Raw genomic sequence first — 17442 nt, 5'->3', positions numbered from 1 at the left:
ATCTGCATACGGTCGCACCGTTATCTTCACTCTCGCACCATATAGCCAGTCCCATGCTGCTCGTCATGAAATTTGGCGGAACTTCCGTCGCAGACATCGCCCGCATCAGAAATTCCGCGCTTCACGTCAAGCGCGAGGTCGATGCCGGCAATCGCGTCGCCGTCGTGGTTTCCGCCATGGCCGGCCACACGAACCAGCTCGTGGGGTGGTGCAAGCAAGCGCATGATCTGTACGACCTGCGCGAGTACGACGCCGTCGTGTCGTCGGGCGAGCAGGTCACAGCGGGTTTGATGGCGATCATCCTCCAGTCCATCGGTGTCAAGGCGCGGTCGTGGCAAGGCTGGCAAATCCCGCTCGTCACGGACGACTCGCACAGCGTCGCCCGGATCGACCGCGTCGAAACCGCCGACCTGCTCGCCAGCGTCTCGGGCGGAGAAGTAGCGGTCGTCGCGGGCTTCCAGGGCATTGCCCCTTCCGGACGGATAACCACCCTCGGGCGCGGCGGTTCCGACACGAGCGCTGTCGCGCTGGCGGCTGCCCTCAAGGCCGAGCGGTGCGACATCTACACCGACGTCGATGGCGTGTATACAACGGATCCCCGCATTGTGCCGGCCGCTCGAAGGCTTCCACGCATATCGTATGAGGAGATGCTGGAAATGGCTTCTCTGGGCGCGAAAGTGCTCCAGACGCGCTCTGTCGAGCTTGCAATGGCTCAAGGCGTGCGTGTACAAGTTCGTTCTAGCTTCGATAACCCTGAATCATGCGAACCCGCTCGCGCCGGAGTATCCGAAAAGTGCGGGACGCTCGTTTGCGACGAAATGGAAATGTTGGAACATCACGTTGTCAGCGGTATTGCATACGCGAAAGACGAGGCAAAGGTCACGGTGTTGAGCATCGAGGATAAGCCGGGCGTCGCCGCGAGCATCTTCATGCCGTTGTCGGAAGCGAACATCAACGTCGACATGATCGTGCAGAACATTTCCGAGGACGGTCGCAAGACGGACCTTACCTTTACAGTCGCCGCGGCAGATCTTTCGCGCGCGCTTCAGGTGCTGCGCGATAATCACGACACGATCCGCTACCGCGATCTTCGCGGCGATACGGATATGGTCAAGGTGTCGGTCATCGGCGTGGGTATGCGAAGCCATGCGGGCGTGGCCGCCGAAATGTTTCAGGCCCTCGCCGGAAAAGGCATCAACATTCAGGCGATCTCGACGTCCGAGATCAAGATCAGTGTGCTCATCGGCGCGGGCCATACCGCGGAGGCGGTTAACACACTGCATAGCTTGTTCGGTCTGGACCGAACCTGAGACGACACGAACCGGAAGCTGGGCGCCCGTGGCAGGGGTGCCTTTCCCTCGCAACCTAACAGGTTATTGGAACCAGGCAGATGCCCTGGACACAACGTCCACCATGGGTGCTGATCCGAAGCTTGCGGGCAATCATGGCGAGTACGCCAGAGCCACAGGCCAAGCTGGACAGTATCGTCAAGGTCATAGCCTCGAACATGATCGCCGAGGTAAGCTCGATTTATGTTCGGCTCCCGGATGAATCGCTCGAACTTTTCGCCACCGAAGGCCTGAAGAAGGAGGCCGTTCACGCACTCCGCATGAAAAAGGGCGAAGGGCTCGTCGGTCTGATCGCCGATTGGGGACAACCGATCAATTTGCCCGATGCTCAAAAGCATCCTTCCTTCTCCTACAAGCCTGAGACAGGCGAAGAGAACTATCACTCCTTCCTCGGCGTGCCGATCGTGCGCGAGCGACGCACCATCGGCGTGCTCACCGTGCAGAACAAGATCGAGCGCCGCTACACGCCGGAAGAGGTGGAGGCGCTTGAAACGACGGCCATGGTGCTAGCGGAACTCATCGGATCCGGCGCTTTCGCGGGCGCGGTTTCCCACTCGCCGGGGCGGCGCGAAACGTCGGTTACGATCAAGGGCACGCCGCTCGCGGACGGTCTGGCGCTCGGCCACATCGCGCTGCACGAGCCGCGCCCCGTGGTGCTGAAATTCTTCGCGGAGAACATCCCGGCGGAGCTGAAGCGACTCGAAGAGGCGCTCGAACGCCTGAAGGACGACATCAAGCGCCATCTCGAACACGAGGACTCGCCGCAGGACAGCGAGCACAAGGCCGTTCTTGAAGCCGTGCAGATGCTGGCGAACGACAAGGGCTGGGCGCGGCGCATGCGCGATGCGGTCATGGCCGGGCTCACGGCCGAGGCAGCGGTCGAGCGCGTTCAGCAGAACATGCGCACGCAGCTCATGAAGATCGGCGATGACTTCTGGCGCGAGCGCAGCCACGACATCGACGACCTGTCGACCCGTTTGCTGCGCACACTGCAAGGGCAGGAGACGCATGTCGAGCGCCTGCCGAACGACGCCATCCTCGTCGCCCGCAACATGGGCGCGGCGGAGCTTCTGAGCTACGATCCGCGCAAGCTGCGCGGCCTCGTCATCGAGGAAGGCGGCGCGACCTCGCACGTGTCCATCGTCGCGCGCTCTTTCAACCTCGCGGTGCTCGTGCAGGTGCAGGACGTGCTGTCGATCGCCGACCACGGCGACCCGGCGATTCTCGACGCTGCAACCGGGCAATTCCACGTTCGCCCCTCGCTCGAACTGATCCGCGCCTATGCCGACAAGGCACGCTTTCGCGCGCGGCGCCAGGCGCGTTTCTCGAAGCTGCGCCACGTGCAGGCGATGACGAAAGACGGCGAGCGGATCCTGCTCAACATGAATGCCGGGCTCACGGTCGATCTGCCCCACCTCTATCAGAGCGGCGCGGACGGCATCGGCCTCTACCGAACCGAGCTTCAGTTCATGGTCGCCTCGCGCTTCCCGAAGATGGAGGAGCAGCGCAAGACCTATAACCGCATCCTCGACATGGCGGGCGGCCGTCGTGTGATCTTCCGTTCGCTCGACGTGGGCGGCGACAAGGTATTGCCGTATCTCAAACGCGTGAAGGAAGAAAATCCGGCGCTGGGCTGGCGCGCGATCCGCATGTCGCTCGACAGGCCCGCGCTTTTCCGCACGCAGGCCCGCGCGCTGATGCGCGCGGCGGCGGGGCGCGAGCTTTCGCTCATGCTGCCGTTCATCGCCGATTTGTCCGAATTTCTCGGCGCAAGGGCGCTGATCGACAAGGAAGTCGAGCACGCGAGGAAACACGGCCACGAGTTGCCGTCGGTGATGCGCGTCGGTGTGATGGTCGAAATTCCGGCCCTCCTTTACCAGCTCGACCAGATTCTTCCGCTGGCGGATTTCATCTCGGTCGGCAGCAACGACCTCATGCAATTCCTGTTCGCGGCGGATCGCGAAAACGACCGCGTGGCCCGCAGGTTCGATCCGCTGCACCCATCCGCGCTCAAGGTGCTGCGCGAGATCGCGACAAAGGCCATTGCGCACAAGACCGACTTCGCGCTGTGCGGCGAGATGGCCGGGCGGCCCGTCGATGCAATGGCGCTGCTGGGGCTCGGCTTCCGCTCCATTTCCATGGCGCCCGCATCGGTCGGCCCCATCAAGGCCATGGTGCTCTCCGTCGACACGAAGAAGCTCGGCGAAGCGCTGAACGGTCTGATCGACGAAAACTGCCCCACCATCCGGCGCGAACTGACCGAGTTTGCGCGGAAGGAAAACATTGATATCTAGTGCTCGGGATGGGTTGCTAGCGCCCAGTGAAGCGAGCACCAGCCGATCAGGCCAATAACAAATCCAGTCGCGCCAGTCGTGGGGCCGGACGCGATGAGCAGGGATCGATCCATGGCATCCATACCGAAAGACAAACTGAAGCGGCTCGTCGGCCGTTGGGAAACGATCCAGGCGCAGCTTTCGGAAGGCTGCGATCAGGAGACGTTCAAGAAGCTCTCGAAGGAATTTTCTGACCTCGATCCGCTCGTCGCGGCCATCAAGACGCTCGAAGCCGCTGAAGAAGAGCGCGACAGCCTGCGCCAGATGATCGAAGATCCGGCTTCCGAGCCGGACATGCTGGAGCTTGCGCGCGAGGAACTGGAGGCGGCCGAGCCGCGCGTCGAGCAACTGGAGCGCGAGCTTCAGATCATGATGCTCCCGAAGGACGCCGCGGACGAAAAAAGCGCCATCCTCGAAGTTCGGGCGGGCACCGGCGGCGAGGAAGCCGCGCTGTTCGCGGCGGACCTGTTCCGCATGTACCAGCACTATGCAGACCTCAAGGGCTGGAAAGTGAACGTGCTTTCGGTCAGCGACGCGGACGCGGGCGGCTACAAGGAAATCGTGGCGAGCATCAGCGGCAAGGGCGTGTTCGCGCGGATGAAGTTCGAGTCCGGCGTGCATCGCGTGCAGCGCGTGCCCGAGACGGAGAATCAGGGCCGCATCCACACCTCAGCAGCGACGGTGGCCGTGCTTCCCGAAGCCGAGGATATCGACATCGAGATTCGCGAGCAGGACATCCGCATCGACACCATGCGGGCGAGCGGCGCGGGCGGGCAGCACGTGAACACAACCGACTCGGCGGTTCGCATCACCCATATTCCGACCGGGATCATCGTGACATCGAGCGAGAAATCCCAGCATCAGAACCGCGCCCGCGCCATGCAGGTGCTGCGCGCGCGACTGTTCGACATGGAACGCACCCGCGCCGACGAGGCCCGCGCGGCGGAACGCAAGGACCAGATCGGCTCCGGCGACCGCTCGCAGCGCATACGTACCTACAATTTCCCGCAGGGGCGCGTGACCGATCATCGCGTCAATGTGACACTCTATAACCTGCCTCAGATCATGGAAGGCGAGGGGCTCGACACCATCATCGATGCGCTGATCACGGAGCGCCAGGCTGGTCAGCTTTCGGCGGAAAGTTCGGCTCATGCCTGAAGCGCGCATCGGAGCGCGGATGACCTCGTTCGCCGAATTGGTGCGCTATCTCGCCGAGCGGTTCCTGCAAGCCGGGATCGAGTCGGCGGCACTCGACGCGCGGCTTCTCGCAGCTTATGCAGCAGGCTTCTCGCCCGAAGAGACTGTCACGAAGCGCGACGCGGCGCTGCCGCCCGAGGTGCTGGATCGCGCGGTCGAAGCGGCTCGGCGACGATTCGCGGGGGAGCCGGTTTCCCGCATCGTGGGCGCGCGCGAATTCTGGGGCATGCCGTTTGGCCTCTCGGCGGACACGCTCGACCCTCGTCCGGATACGGAAGTTCTCGTCGAAGCGACGTTGGCGTGGTGCCGCAAGCATGATCTCGCGGGCGCACCGCTTCGCATCCTCGACCTCGGGACCGGGACCGGGTGCATCCTTGCCGGGCTCCTTTCCGAATTGCCGAATGCGAGCGGCGTCGGCGTCGACCGCAGCGAGGGCGCGCTTCGAACGGCACGGCAAAATTTCGCGCGGATTGGGCTCGACTCTCGTGCCTTTTTCCTATGTGGAGACTGGGGCGACGCCCTTGCCGATGCAACTTTTGACATCATTACGTGTAATCCTCCCTATATTGAAACCGGCGACATTGCCGGGTTGTGCCCGGAGGTGCGGGATTTCGACCCACTGCTTGCGCTGGACGGGGGAAAAGACGGGCTTAAGGCATACCGGGATATAGTGCCGCAAGCTTCGCGCCTTTTGCGTGTGTCAGGGCTCCTGATTTTCGAGACGGGCCATCGTCAGGCTCGATTGGTGCGAGACATGCTGACGGAGCTTGACGCAGGATTCCAAACGGAAATTTTCCCCGATCTGGCGGGTATCGAGCGTGCCGTTGCAGGAGTGAGACAGTCAGGTGGGGACGGGGGACGCGGCAAAAAAAAGGTTGGAAATCCGATTGGATCGGGATAGGGTCTTTGCAGAGGCGGCTTCGTCAAACCCGCAGCGGTTGCAACACGACGAGGCATAGGAACGTAGGCTACCGAAAAACTGATATTATGACCGGGTGCTGATTCAAGCATCGGCGGTATCATCGGGTCACGTTTCTTACTGTGCGGAGCCTATAAAACATCTGCTTCTCAAGTTAGCGTTGCTTTGAACTGACAGGCAGGCTGGACTGAGAGTTTTTTACTGTTGCAGACATTGACCGGCTCCCCAAAGCGCCGTGTCTGCATGAGGTGAGCTTTTGTGACCTTCGACAAGACAGGACCCATGAGGCAAGGACAGCAAAGCCGCAGAGGCCGTAATCGCGGCGGCCGCAAGCCACAGAATTCCGTGAGCCGGAACTACGAATCGAGTGGTCCCGACGTCAAGATCCGTGGCACAGCGATGCATATCGCCGAGAAATACACATCGCTTGCACGCGACGCGATGTCTTCAGGCGATTTCGTCGCGGCCGAAAACTATCTTCAGCATGCCGAGCACTACAACCGCATCATCCTTGCGGCGCAGGCTCAGAACCCCGGCGAGCAGCCTGTCAATGGCGGACGGTTCGGCGGCGGACAGGATGCTTACGCCCGCGAATTCGAGTCGGACGACGACGATGGCGAAGGCGACGATTTCGCCCCGCAGCAAAGCTTTCAGCCGGAGCGCAACGAACGAGCGCAACGGCCTGAGCGCGCGGAACGCGGAGAGCGTCACGAACGCGTTGAACGAGCTGAACGACCGGAGCGCGCCGAACGGCCGGAACGCCTCCCCTCTTACAATCAGCATCAGCAGCCGCAGCCCTATATTCCGCAGAACGCTTTTCCGCAGTTCCTGCAACAGCCTGTCGTCCTTCCTCCGCAGCCTGCCGGCGCCGAAATCGAAGGCGCTCCGCAGCCGGCCAATGGCGTTGCGAACGGAGAGGCTCATGGCGATGCGCCCGATGGGGACCGTCTGCCGCGCCGCCGCCGCCGCCGCCCGATCGGCGAAGCTGCCCCGGTAAAGACCTACACGGGCCGCGCCGGAACCGCCGGTCTTTCGAACGCGGCGCCTGCCGTGGCAGCGGTCATCGATCCGAAGACGGACGAAACGACTTCCTGACGCTTCAGAGCCGCAGCACTCGCCCGAAAAGCGCGCCGGCGGCTCAAAACGCACTCGATTGAGCAGAAAAGCCGAACGACAGCTGAAACTCGCGGCGGCGGTTACAGCGCGACGGTGACAATGCTCCGACGCCAAAGCGCCGGGCTTTTCGCGCCATTCATGTCGCGCACTGCTTGCGAGGAGCGCCGACGAAACCGCGCGCTCCTCAACGACGACGCCCCCCGGCCTCAGCCCTTGCGCTCGACCTGCGACACGTCCCGCACCGCGCCACGCGCCGCGCTCGTCGTCAGCGCCGCATACGCCCGAAGCGCCTGGCTGACATGACGAACGCGTGAAGCAGGCTTCCACGCCGCCGCACCCTTCGCTTCCATCGCCGCGCGGCGCTTCGCCAGAACCTCGTCGGAGAGGTCGACGCGGATGACGCGATTCGGGATGTCGATCACGATGATGTCGCCCTGCTCGACAAGGCCGATCGCGCCGCCTTCAGCCGCCTCGGGCGAAGCATGGCCGATGGAGAGGCCGGAGGTGCCGCCCGAAAAGCGTCCGTCCGTGATCAGCGCGCATTTCTTGCCGAGGCCGATGCTCTTCAGATAGCTCGTCGGATAGAGCATTTCCTGCATGCCGGGGCCGCCCTTCGGCCCTTCATAGCGGATCAGCACCACGTCGCCTTCCTTCACCGCGCCGCCGAGGATCTTCTCGACCGCCTCCTCCTGGCTTTCGCAGATCACGGCCGGGCCGGTAAAGGTGAGGTTCGACGCGTCGACGCCCGCCGTTTTCACGATGCAGCCTTCGAGCGCGATATTGCCGGACAGCACGGCGAGGCCGCCGTCCTTCGAGAACGCGTTCTCCACCGAATGGACGACGCCATTCGCGCGGTCGGCGTCGAGTTCGTCCCAGCGCGCCGCCTGACTGAAGGCTTCGACCGTGCGCACGCCGCCGGGCGCGGCCTTGTAGAACTCCTGAACGGCGGGATCGTTGGTGCGCGCGATGTCCCATTTGTCGAGCGCGTCCGCGATGGTCGGCGCATGCACTGTGCCGCAGCCGCGATTGATCAGCCCGCCGCGGTCGAGTTCGCCAAGGATCCCCATGATGCCGCCCGCGCGATGCACGTCTTCGACATGGACATCGGCGATGTTCGGCGCGACCTTCGAGAGGCACGGCACACGGCGCGACAGCCGGTCGATGTCGGTCATGGTGAAGGGCACGCCCCCTTCCTGCGCGGCGGCGAGCAGATGCAGAACGGTGTTGGTCGAGCCGCCCATGGCGATGTCGAGCGTCATTGCGTTCTCGAACGCCTCGAAATTGGCGATGGAGCGCGGCAAAACGCTCGGGTCGTTGCCCTCGTAATAACGCTTCGTGATGTCCACGATGCGCCGCCCCGCTTCGAGGAACAGTTCCTTGCGGTCGGCATGGGTGGCGAGCATCGTGCCGTTGCCGGGCAGCGAAAGGCCGAGCGCCTCGGTGAGGCAGTTCATCGAATTGGCCGTGAACATGCCCGAACACGAGCCGCAGGTCGGGCACGAGTCGCGCTCGTAGGCTTCCGCCACCTCGTCCGACACGCTCGGGTCCGCGCCCTTGATCATCGCATCGATGAGGTCCACCGCGTGCGTCTTGCCGCCAACCGTGACCTTGCCCGCTTCCATCGGACCGCCCGAAACGAAAATCGTCGGGATGTTGAGGCGCAGGCTCGCCATCAGCATGCCGGGTGTGATCTTGTCGCAATTCGAGATGCAAACGAGCGCGTCGGCGGTGTGCGCGTTGACCATGTATTCCACCGAGTCGGCGATGATCTCGCGCGATGGCAGCGAATAGAGCATGCCGCTGTGGCCCATCGCGATGCCGTCGTCGATGGCGATGGTGTCGAATTCCTTGGCGACGCCGCCCGCCTTCTCGATCTCGCGCGCGACGAGCTGACCGAGGTCTTTCAGATGCACGTGGCCTGGCACGAACTGCGTGAACGAGTTCGCGATGGCGATGATAGGCTTGCCGAAATCGCCGTCCTTCATGCCGGTTGCGCGCCAGAGACCGCGAGCGCCCGCCATGTTGCGGCCATGGGTCGAGGTACGGGAGCGATAGTCCGGCATTGTCGTGCGCCTTCTTGTTTTAGAATAGCTATGCGCGCTTCATAGACCCGCGCGGCCGCTCTTATCTAGCGAAAAGTGGATGTCGTGTTTCGGCGCGTTCCAGGCAAGCGTTCCAGTGGGGCGAATCAGGAACAGTCGTTCAGGCGAGGACGATCGCGTCGCCGACTCCCACCGTGCCGCCTCGCGTGACCTTCGCGTAAAGCCCGAGGTTCTTGTGGCCCCATGTGCTTTGCAGCGCCGCCGGAATCGAAATCCCGCGCCGCGCCGTCGCCGGGTCGACGCTCGTCGCCTCGCAACGCGCCGTTTCCGCGAACGCCTCAAGCTCCGCGCCGCCGCAGGTCAGGGTCTTGCCGACCCAATGGCGTTCTTCCCACGCTGGCACGCCCTCGAAGTAGAGGTTCGCGCGGAAGCGCGCCGGGTCCAGATCCGCGCCGATGACACGGGAAACGTCGCGCACCGTCTCCAGATTGACGAGATGCAGCGCCTTCGCGGAAATATCCGTGAACTGATGGCCGTCGGCATGTACGATGCGGGGCGGCCCTTTGATGTCGTCCTTCATGTAGGCCGCCAGAAACTGCTCGATCATCTGACGGCCGAGCTTCGTCTTCAGCGTGCCGCGCGCAACTTGCCGCCCATCGCGGAACAGCGTGAGCGTATGGCTGTCTTCGTCGAAGGCGAGGCGCAGGCTTGCCAGCCGCTCGTGTCTCATCAGTTGCAGAAAATGCACCTTGGGGAACCATTTCGGGTTCAGCGTGTCGAAAGCGTGGCCGCCGTTCTCGATGGCATAGATCCGGTCGAAAGGCATGCCTTCACCGTGTGTTAAGTCTGCTTTCGGCGCGTCGATCCCGTTCATCCCTTTCATGGGATAATGGACCAGTGAAACTATCTTGGGCGTAGCCGACATGCGAGCGCCTGAAGCCTTTTTTTGACGATTGATGCTGCCATATATGACGGCATCAACATGCTTCCTGTCCAGATTCGCGGCTGCGCATCGCAGCCACCGAGGCAACCATGAATTTCGAGAAGCTGACCGACCGTTCGAAAGGTTTCTTCCAGTCCGCGCAGTCGCTCGCCCTGCGCGAAGGACATCAAAGACTTACACCCGAACACCTTCTGAAAGTCTTGCTCGACGACAGTGAGGGGCTGGCCGCCGGACTGATCGCCAAGTCGGGCGGGCGTCCCGAGGACGCGCTGGCACGCGTCGAGCAGGCGCTGGCAAAAATGCCGAAGGTGACGGGGCAGGGCGCGGGCCAGATCTACATCGCGCCGGAACTCGCGCGCGTCCTCGATCAGGCGGAGAAGATCGCGGAAAAGGCGGGCGACAGCTACATCACGGTGGAGCGGCTACTGCTCGCGCTGGCGATGGAGAAGGATGCGCAAACGTCCAAGATCCTCGCCGAGGCTGGCGCCACTCCGACCGGGCTCAACGCGGCGATCAACGATCTGCGCAAGGGCCGCACGGCCGACAGCGCCTCCGCCGAGCAGGCTTACGACGCGCTGAAGCGCTACACGCGCGACCTTACGGATGCGGCCGCGAAAGGCCAGCTCGACCCGGTGATCGGCCGCGACGAGGAAATCCGCCGCACCATTCAGGTGCTGTCGCGGCGCACGAAGAACAATCCGGTACTGATCGGTGAGCCGGGCGTCGGCAAGACGGCCATCGCGGAAGGGCTTGCGCTGCGCATCGTCAATGGCGACGTGCCGGAATCCTTACGCGACAAGAAGTTGCTCGCGCTCGACATGGGCGCGCTCATCGCGGGCGCGAAATATCGCGGCGAATTCGAGGAGCGCCTCAAGGCCGTTCTCTCGGAAATCACGGCGGCGGCGGGCGGCGTCGTCCTGTTCATCGACGAGCTTCACACGCTTGTCGGCGCGGGCAAGGCCGAGGGCGCGATGGACGCGTCGAACCTGCTGAAGCCTGCGCTGGCGCGCGGCGAACTGCATTGCGTCGGCGCGACCACGCTCGACGAATACCGCAAATACATCGAGAAGGACGCGGCCCTTGCCCGTCGCTTCCAGCCCGTGTTCGTAAGCGAGCCGACGGTGGAAGACACCATTTCCATCCTGCGCGGCCTCAAGGAGAAGTACGAGCTTCATCACGGCGTGCGCATCACGGACTCGGCGCTCGTCGCGGCGGCGACGCTGTCGAACCGCTACATCACGGATCGCTTCCTGCCGGACAAGGCCATCGACCTCATGGACGAAGCGGCGAGCCGTCTGCGCATGCAGGTGGACTCGAAGCCCGAGGAACTAGACGAACTCGACCGGCGCATCATCCAGCTCAAGATCGAGCGCGAGGCGCTGAAGAAGGAGAGCGACGCCGCGTCGAAGGATCGCCTCGCGCGGCTTCAGAAGGATCTCGCGGACCTGGAAGAGAAGTCGGATTCCCTCACCCGGCGCTGGAAGGAGGAGAAGGACAAGCTCGCCTCTTCGCAGAAGGTGAAGGAAGAACTCGACGCCGCCCGCAACGAGCTTGAGCAGGCGCAGCGCAAGGGCAATCTCGCGCGCGCGGGCGAGCTTTCCTACGGTGTGATCCCCGAGCTTGAGAAGAAGCTCAAGACGATGGAAAGCGCGGGCGAAGGCAAGCCCGGCATGGTGGAAGAGGCCGTCACGCCGGACCACATCGCGGGCGTCGTGTCGCGCTGGACGGGCATCCCGGTCGAGAAGATGCTCCAGGGCGAGAAGGACAAGCTGCTGCGCATGGAAGACGAAGTCGCCAAGCGCGTGATCGGCCAGGAAGAGGCCGTGCGCTCGGTCGCGACCGCCGTGCGGCGCGCGCGGGCGGGGCTACAGGATCCGAACCGGCCCATCGGCTCGTTCATGTTCCTCGGACCGACCGGCGTCGGCAAGACGGAGCTTTCACGCGCGCTCGCGGCCTTCCTGTTCGACGACGAAAGCGCCATGGTGCGCATCGACATGTCGGAATACATGGAGAAGCACTCTGTCGCGCGGCTCATCGGCGCGCCTCCCGGCTATGTCGGCTACGAGGAAGGCGGCGCGCTGACAGAAGCTGTCCGCCGCAGGCCGTATCAGGTCGTGCTGTTCGATGAGATCGAGAAGGCGCACCCGGACGTGTTCAACGTGCTGCTTCAGGTGCTCGACGATGGCCGCCTGACCGACGGGCAGGGCCGCACGGTCGATTTCCGCAACACGATCATCATCATGACGTCCAACCTCGGCTCCGAGTATCTCGTCAACCAGCCGGAGGGCGAGAGCGAGGCGGAGGTGCGCGCGCAAGTGATGGCCGTGGTGCGGTCGCATTTCCGGCCCGAGTTCCTGAACCGCATCGACGACATCCTCCTGTTCCACAGGCTACGCCGCGACGAGATGGGCGCGATTGTCGATATCCAGCTCAAGCGCCTGCAAAAGCTGCTCGACGAGCGCAAGATCGCGCTCGAAGTGGACGAGAAGGCGCGGACCTGGCTCGCGAATCGCGGCTATGAGCCGGCCTATGGTGCGCGGCCGCTGAAGCGCGTCATCCAGCGCGCGGTGCAGGATCCGCTGTCTGAGCTGATCCTTGCGGGCGCGGTGAAGGACGGCGACACGGTGCGCATCACGGCGGGCTCGGACGGGCTGATCATCAACGACCGCCCGTTCAGCCTCGCGGCTTGATTGGCGGGGCGGTCGCTCCGCCTTTTCCAAGAAAAAAAAGGCCGGGCGCTCGTCCGGCTTTTTTTGCGCGAAACCGCTATCGCTTCCGCCAGGTGAAGATGGATGTCGTCGCGTAGTTCAGCACGGCGCTCACCGCCGCGCCCGCGATGCCCGCCAGCCACCACACATCGGTCACTTCGAACACCGTTTCCGCGAACGCCACATTGACCACGGCGCCTACGCTGCACGCGAGCAGGAAGGTGATCAGCCCCGGAACGATCTGCCAGCCGGTCAGGCGCTTGTCGCGATAGGTCAGCCAGTTGTTGAGGAAGAAGTTCGAGATGGCGGCGACAAGGGTTGCGAGAGCCTGCGAGGTGGCGAACGAGAGCGGCGTCGCGACGAGGGCTACGCGCAACACGCCGAGATGCACGAGCACGCCCGAGAAGCCGACGAGGCTGAACAGAAGGAAGCGCACCGGCACGATGCGGCCGAGGCTCTTGTCGGCGAGCAACACAAGGTATTCCCACACCGTCAGCGTATCGAGCTTGCTCTCGCCGTGGAGGCGCGCCTTGAACTGGTAGGCGAGTTCCTTGAACTTGAGCGGACGCGGCGACGACGCGAATACGTCCACGAGGATCTTGTTGCCGATGCCGGAGAGGCTGCGGATCGAGCCTTCGAAGACGTCGCGCTTCGCCATGAAGAAGCCGGAAACCGGATCGGAGAGCTTCGCACGAAGAATGGTCTGGGCGAGGCGCGTGGCGATGAAGCTCATCGCCTGCCTGGCGCGGGTGAACCCTTCGGACAGGCTCTTTTCGGTGTAGCGGCTGCCGATCACGACATCGGTTTCCGGCTCCCTTCGCAGAAGTTCGAGCATGCGCGGCAGAAGCGTTTCGTCGTGCTGCAAATCGGCGTCGATGATCGCGACATAGGGGGCGGAAGAGGCGAGCACGGCTTCCGCGCAGGCGGATGTCAGCCCGCGCCGCCCGAGACGCTGAACGCAGCGCACGCGGGAATCGCGGCGAGCCACTTCGCGGACACGGGCGGCCGTGCCATCGGGCGAGTCGTCATCGACGAAGATGACTTCCCAATGCACACCGTCGAGAGCGGCGGCGAGCTTGGCGATCAGCGGCTCGACGTTCTCGCGCTCGTTGAAGGTCGGCGCGATGACGGTCAGGTCCGGCCCCTTGGCAATCGCGGGCGCGGCCTCGATGCGCCGCGCTTCAGTCACATCTGGCTGCATGTCTCGCCCCGTTTCGTCGCCGGATCGCAGGCGAAAAGGCCGCCGCGATATCCGCTGAGAAGGAATACAGCATAAGCGTCGCGAGGCCGCAATCCGCCCGGCCGCGTGAGCGTGGCGATTTGAACGACGCTTCCGAATGGGAGGGACGCCTTGGCCTGCGATCCCGCCTTGAGCACCAGCAGCGCGGGCGCGTCTTTCAACCGGGTTTCATCGGGCGGCGGGAAATTCGCGTAGCGAATGCGGTCGTTGATCTGCGCCACGCCATCGGCGCCCATGCCGTAAAAGGCGAGTTCGCCCGTGATGGCATAGCGGTCCGTCAGCACGAGGCCCGCGCCATGTTCGCGGCGAAGACGGTCGATCTCCGCGCCGAGCGTCGTCCAGCCCTTGAGACGCGCCGTCGGGTCTTTCTTCGCCTCGACCGGGATCGCGCCCGTGCCGAGCTGGAGCAACGCCACGAGCGTAAACGCCACGCCGACAAAGGGTGCGGCTATGAAGGCGGCGCGGAGGACCGGAGCGCGGCGACGATCCAGCACCGCGATCCCGCCATGCACCGCCGCGAGGATTGCGAAGGGATACACAAGCCCCGGCCAGTTGGGCTGGATCTTCTGGCTCGCCGCGTGAATGATAAAGAACGCCCACATCGGGGCGGCGATCCCACCCAGCAGCAGCCACCGCGCATCGCCGCGTCTCAGGCCGATTGCGAGCGCGTAGAAGCTTCCCCAGAGGCAGAAGAGGAAGATGAGCGGCGTCGCCAGCCCCGCCTGTCCGCCGAGCAACTCGCCGACGCTTGCGAAGGCGTTCGCGGGCTTGTCCTTGACGCCGTGGGCAGCCTGCTTCGCGAAGGACGCCCAGTCGTGTGTGTAGTTCCACCAGACGACGGGGGCGATGGCGGTGAAGGCGACGAGCGCGCCAAGATAGGGCTCGGGGCGCAGGAACCAGCGGCGGCCTTCGCGCGTGCCGACCATCCAGAGGAAGAGGCCGGGCAACATCAGAACGGCGGTGTATTTGCTCATGAAGGCGAGGCCGAGTGCCGCGCCGATACCGAGCCACCACGCGCCGCGCCCGGTTTCGATGAGCTTCGCGAGCGCGAACAGCACGCATGTCGTGAAGAAGGCGAGCGGCGTGTCGGGTGTCGCGACGATTCCGGCGGCGGCGGAAAGGATCGTCGCGTTCATCCACACGACGGCGAGAAGCGCGGCTGCGCGGTCGGCGAACAGGGCGAGGCTCGCGCGCCAGAGAAGATACGACCCCGCGACGGTGCTGAGGAGACCGACGAAGCGCACGCCGAAAGCCGTGTCGCCGAAAATCTCGGTGCCCGCCCGGATCCACCAGGCGATCATGGCGGGGTGGTCGTAATACCCGGCGGCCAGATGCTTCGACCATAGCCAGTAATAGGCTTCGTCTTCCGCGAGTTCGGTGGTGGCGGCGAGCACGAAACGCGCAACGAGGAGGCCCGCAACGGCGATCAGGCCGAGCGTGAGGGCGAGATGTCCGCCAAGGGCGAGCGACGAAGGGTTTGCCTTCTCGCGAAATGCCGCGTCCCCGACCGAAACCATCCGGCACAACTCCACACTTGTTCTCGCGCTCGATAGCCGAGACGGCGCGGCGCATCAACCCCAATTGCAAAGGCCGCGCCTTCCGGCGGGCGCGTTCGGCAGAGGGATTTTCTACGAAGCCGACCTTGCGCCGGATTGGACCGCCGAGCTTGCCCGCCGGTTTACGCCGTGGAAGGTGCATGTTAGAGCGTCATCCGGCGTGCAAGAGCGTCGCCGATGCTCACGTCGCCGCGTGCAGGCCGTTGTGGGCGAAGGGCCAGAGAACGAGCAAGCGCCATGAACGAGACCATCGCCGAAGCCGCCGAGGCCGCCTTTTCGTGGCCGCATCCGCTGCCGATCTGCTGGGTTATCGGCGACGGCCGCCCCGGCCTCGAAAACCAGTCGCTCGGCCTCGCGGAAGCGATGGGGCTTCAGCCGGTGTTGAAGCGCGTCGTGTTGCGCAAGCCTTGGCGGGTGGCAAGCCCCTACGTCACCGCGTTCAAGCGCTTTGCCTTCAGCAGCAGCGGTGCGCGGCTCGAAGCGCCATGGCCCGACATCGCCATCGCAACCGGACGGCCCGGCGCACTCCCTCTCATCTATCTGCGCGAGGCGAGCAAGGGGCGCACCTTCACCGTGCAGGTTCAGGATCCCGTTGTCCGGCGCGGCGCGTTCGACCGTATCGTCGTGCCGTGGCATGACGGCGTAGCGGGCGACACGGTCGTCACGATGGACGGCTCGCTGCACATCATTACCGAGCAGCGGCTGGCAGCCGAGGCGCCGCGCTGGGCGGGTGCGTTCGCCCCGATCCCGCACCCGCGCGTGGCGGTGCTGATCGGCGGCGCCAACTCCCGCTACGACCTTCGCCCGGAAGACATGCGCGCGCTGGGCGGGCAGCTGGCCGCGCTCGCGGCGCAAGGGTTCGGCCTTCTCGTCAGCGGATCGCGACGCACGGGCGAGGCCAATATGGCGGCGCTCATTGAAGCGCTGGCGGGAACCGGCGCGTACATCTATAACGGCGAGCGCGGCGCAAACCCCTATCTCGGCATGCTCGCACACGCGGATGCCTTCGTGGTGACGTGCGATTCCATCAACATGATCACGGAGACGGCGAGCACAGGCAAGCCGGTCCATATCGCCGGCCTGCCGTTCAGGCGCGGACGCGAGGGCGGCCGCAACAAGTTCGCGGAGTTCGTCCGGCGTCTCGAAGCGAGCGGGCGCGTTCGCTATTTCGACGGCCGGATCGAGACCTGGACTTACGAGCCGCTTCGCGAGATGGACAGGGTGGCGCAAATTCTGCGGCGAGCATTCCTTGCACGTTGACGCTTCTACCTGAGATGTATGCTCCGTCGAACCTCCGCCGCCACGCGCTGCGCGGCGACCATGTCGGCGCATCGGCTGACGTCGGCATCGGCGCGGGCCTGCGGCTACGTTGAGGAAGTACTCGACGCAGCGGATGTGATCAACACGCCCGTGTAGAAGTTATTGGCGAAACCCCGTCCGCAATCAGGCGGGGTTTTTTGTGATTCGAAGTGTCTCGTACTCGGAACCCATGGAAGAAAGGGCCGTTTTGATTTCAATTCCACTTGGCAATTATATCGGTTGCATTACTGAGCGCAGCAGGTTGTAAAACAACCCTGGATTGTTGCACGCAGTCAACAGCGGCACCTAAACTCAACCACAGCGTGCAAAATCGTTTGCTCTGCATAGCAGACTCTGATTCCGTCCTGTGCGGGGGAGCGCGCTGTTTTTCATCGTTCTGCATTTCCGAACGACTCGCGCCCAGCGAAATCTTTTGGGAGACACAGGAAATGTTGAATCAGAAAGTGCAGATATTAAGCACTCTTCGTTATGCGCTCGCGGCCGGGGTCAGCGCCGCCGCACTTACAGCAATGGCAAGCGTGCCTGCTGTGGCTCTGGATTGCTCCGGCGCCACTAACACGCTAACCGGCACCAACGCCGGAGAGACGAACGGCACAGGCGGCTTTCTGGGTAGCGACAGCTTGAACTGCACTGACAACACCGTGAATGGCCGGAAGCCCTTCGCAATAACGGCAATGCCACCTTGCCTGGAACGTCCGGAACGGCTGTTCTCACGGATA

12 protein-coding genes are annotated in these 17442 nt (G+C 63.9%); 8 read left to right on the top strand and 4 right to left on the bottom strand.

From position 1 onward, the window contains the following. Positions 1 to 53: 53 nt before the first annotated feature. The 5 genes from KKP04_RS00465 to KKP04_RS00445 all read left to right on the top strand — a co-directional run bounded on the left by KKP04_RS00465 (position 54) and on the right by KKP04_RS00445 (position 6893). Positions 54 to 1310, top strand: coding sequence for an aspartate kinase (locus tag KKP04_RS00465; protein ID WP_215024929.1), 1257 nt, complete (start codon positions 54 to 56; stop codon positions 1308 to 1310). An 80-nt stretch (positions 1311 to 1390) separates the two neighbouring features. Beyond that, entirely contained in the window at positions 1391 to 3643 is a 2253-nt protein-coding gene (gene ptsP, locus KKP04_RS00460; RefSeq protein WP_215024926.1) for a phosphoenolpyruvate--protein phosphotransferase, read from the top strand. A 111-nt stretch (positions 3644 to 3754) separates the two neighbouring features. Continuing rightward, a complete protein-coding gene (prfA, locus tag KKP04_RS00455) occupies positions 3755 to 4840 on the top strand; it encodes a peptide chain release factor 1 (protein WP_215024923.1) in 1086 nt (361 codons plus the stop codon). A 19-nt stretch (positions 4841 to 4859) separates the two neighbouring features. Beyond that, positions 4860 to 5780: a peptide chain release factor N(5)-glutamine methyltransferase gene (prmC, locus tag KKP04_RS00450; RefSeq protein WP_215024919.1), complete on the top strand. Its 921-nt coding sequence runs from the start codon at positions 4860 to 4862 to the stop codon at positions 5778 to 5780. 300 nt (positions 5781 to 6080) lie between these two features. Then, positions 6081 to 6893, top strand: coding sequence for a DUF4167 domain-containing protein (locus KKP04_RS00445; protein WP_215024917.1), 813 nt, complete (start codon positions 6081 to 6083; stop codon positions 6891 to 6893). A 227-nt stretch (positions 6894 to 7120) separates the two neighbouring features. Here KKP04_RS00445 and ilvD read toward each other — a convergent pair whose 3' ends face one another. Both ilvD and KKP04_RS00435 read right to left on the bottom strand, forming a co-directional pair. Further along, on the bottom strand, positions 7121 to 8977 hold the full coding sequence (ilvD, locus tag KKP04_RS00440) for a dihydroxy-acid dehydratase (protein WP_215024914.1): 1857 nt from the start codon (positions 8975 to 8977) through the stop codon (positions 7121 to 7123). Between the two features lie 139 nt (positions 8978 to 9116). Beyond that, positions 9117 to 9881, bottom strand: coding sequence for an MOSC domain-containing protein (locus tag KKP04_RS00435; protein WP_256437952.1), 765 nt, complete (start codon positions 9879 to 9881; stop codon positions 9117 to 9119). A 107-nt stretch (positions 9882 to 9988) separates the two neighbouring features. Here KKP04_RS00435 and clpB point away from each other — a divergent pair, with 107 nt between their 5' ends. After that, positions 9989 to 12589, top strand: a complete 2601-nt coding sequence (gene clpB, locus KKP04_RS00430; RefSeq protein WP_215024908.1) for an ATP-dependent chaperone ClpB — start codon at positions 9989 to 9991, stop codon at positions 12587 to 12589. Positions 12590 to 12665: 76 nt separating this feature from the next. Here the strand turns inward: clpB and KKP04_RS00425 are convergent, their stop codons facing one another. Together KKP04_RS00425 and KKP04_RS00420 are read right to left on the bottom strand one after the other, a co-directional pair. After that, the gene (locus KKP04_RS00425) at positions 12666 to 13808 is read right to left on the bottom strand and encodes a glycosyltransferase family 2 protein (protein ID WP_215024905.1); all 1143 of its coding nucleotides are present in this window, start codon (positions 13806 to 13808) and stop codon (positions 12666 to 12668) included. Then, positions 13793 to 15364, bottom strand: coding sequence for a glycosyltransferase family 39 protein (locus tag KKP04_RS00420; protein ID WP_215024902.1), 1572 nt, complete (start codon positions 15362 to 15364; stop codon positions 13793 to 13795). Before KKP04_RS00420 ends, KKP04_RS00425 begins: the two co-directional genes overlap by 16 nt. A gap of 276 nt (positions 15365 to 15640) precedes the next feature. On the opposite strand from KKP04_RS00420, the gene KKP04_RS00415 reads away from it, so the two are divergent. Together KKP04_RS00415 and KKP04_RS00410 are read left to right on the top strand one after the other, a co-directional pair. Next, positions 15641 to 16663 carry a mitochondrial fission ELM1 family protein gene (locus KKP04_RS00415; protein ID WP_215024899.1) on the top strand — a complete coding sequence of 341 codons (1023 nt, stop codon included), beginning with the start codon at positions 15641 to 15643 and terminating at the stop codon, positions 16661 to 16663. 18 nt (positions 16664 to 16681) lie between these two features. Further along, positions 16682 to 16819, top strand: a complete 138-nt coding sequence (locus tag KKP04_RS00410; protein WP_215024896.1) for a hypothetical protein — start codon at positions 16682 to 16684, stop codon at positions 16817 to 16819. The last annotated feature ends 623 nt before the right edge of the window (positions 16820 to 17442 follow it).

Origin of the sequence: Rhodomicrobium sp. Az07, assembly GCF_018619475.1 — a bacterium.
Classification (GTDB): domain Bacteria; phylum Pseudomonadota; class Alphaproteobacteria; order Rhizobiales; family Rhodomicrobiaceae; genus Rhodomicrobium.
Note: the sequence above shows the minus strand (reverse complement) of the source record. Positions and strands in the feature narration are given on the sequence as shown.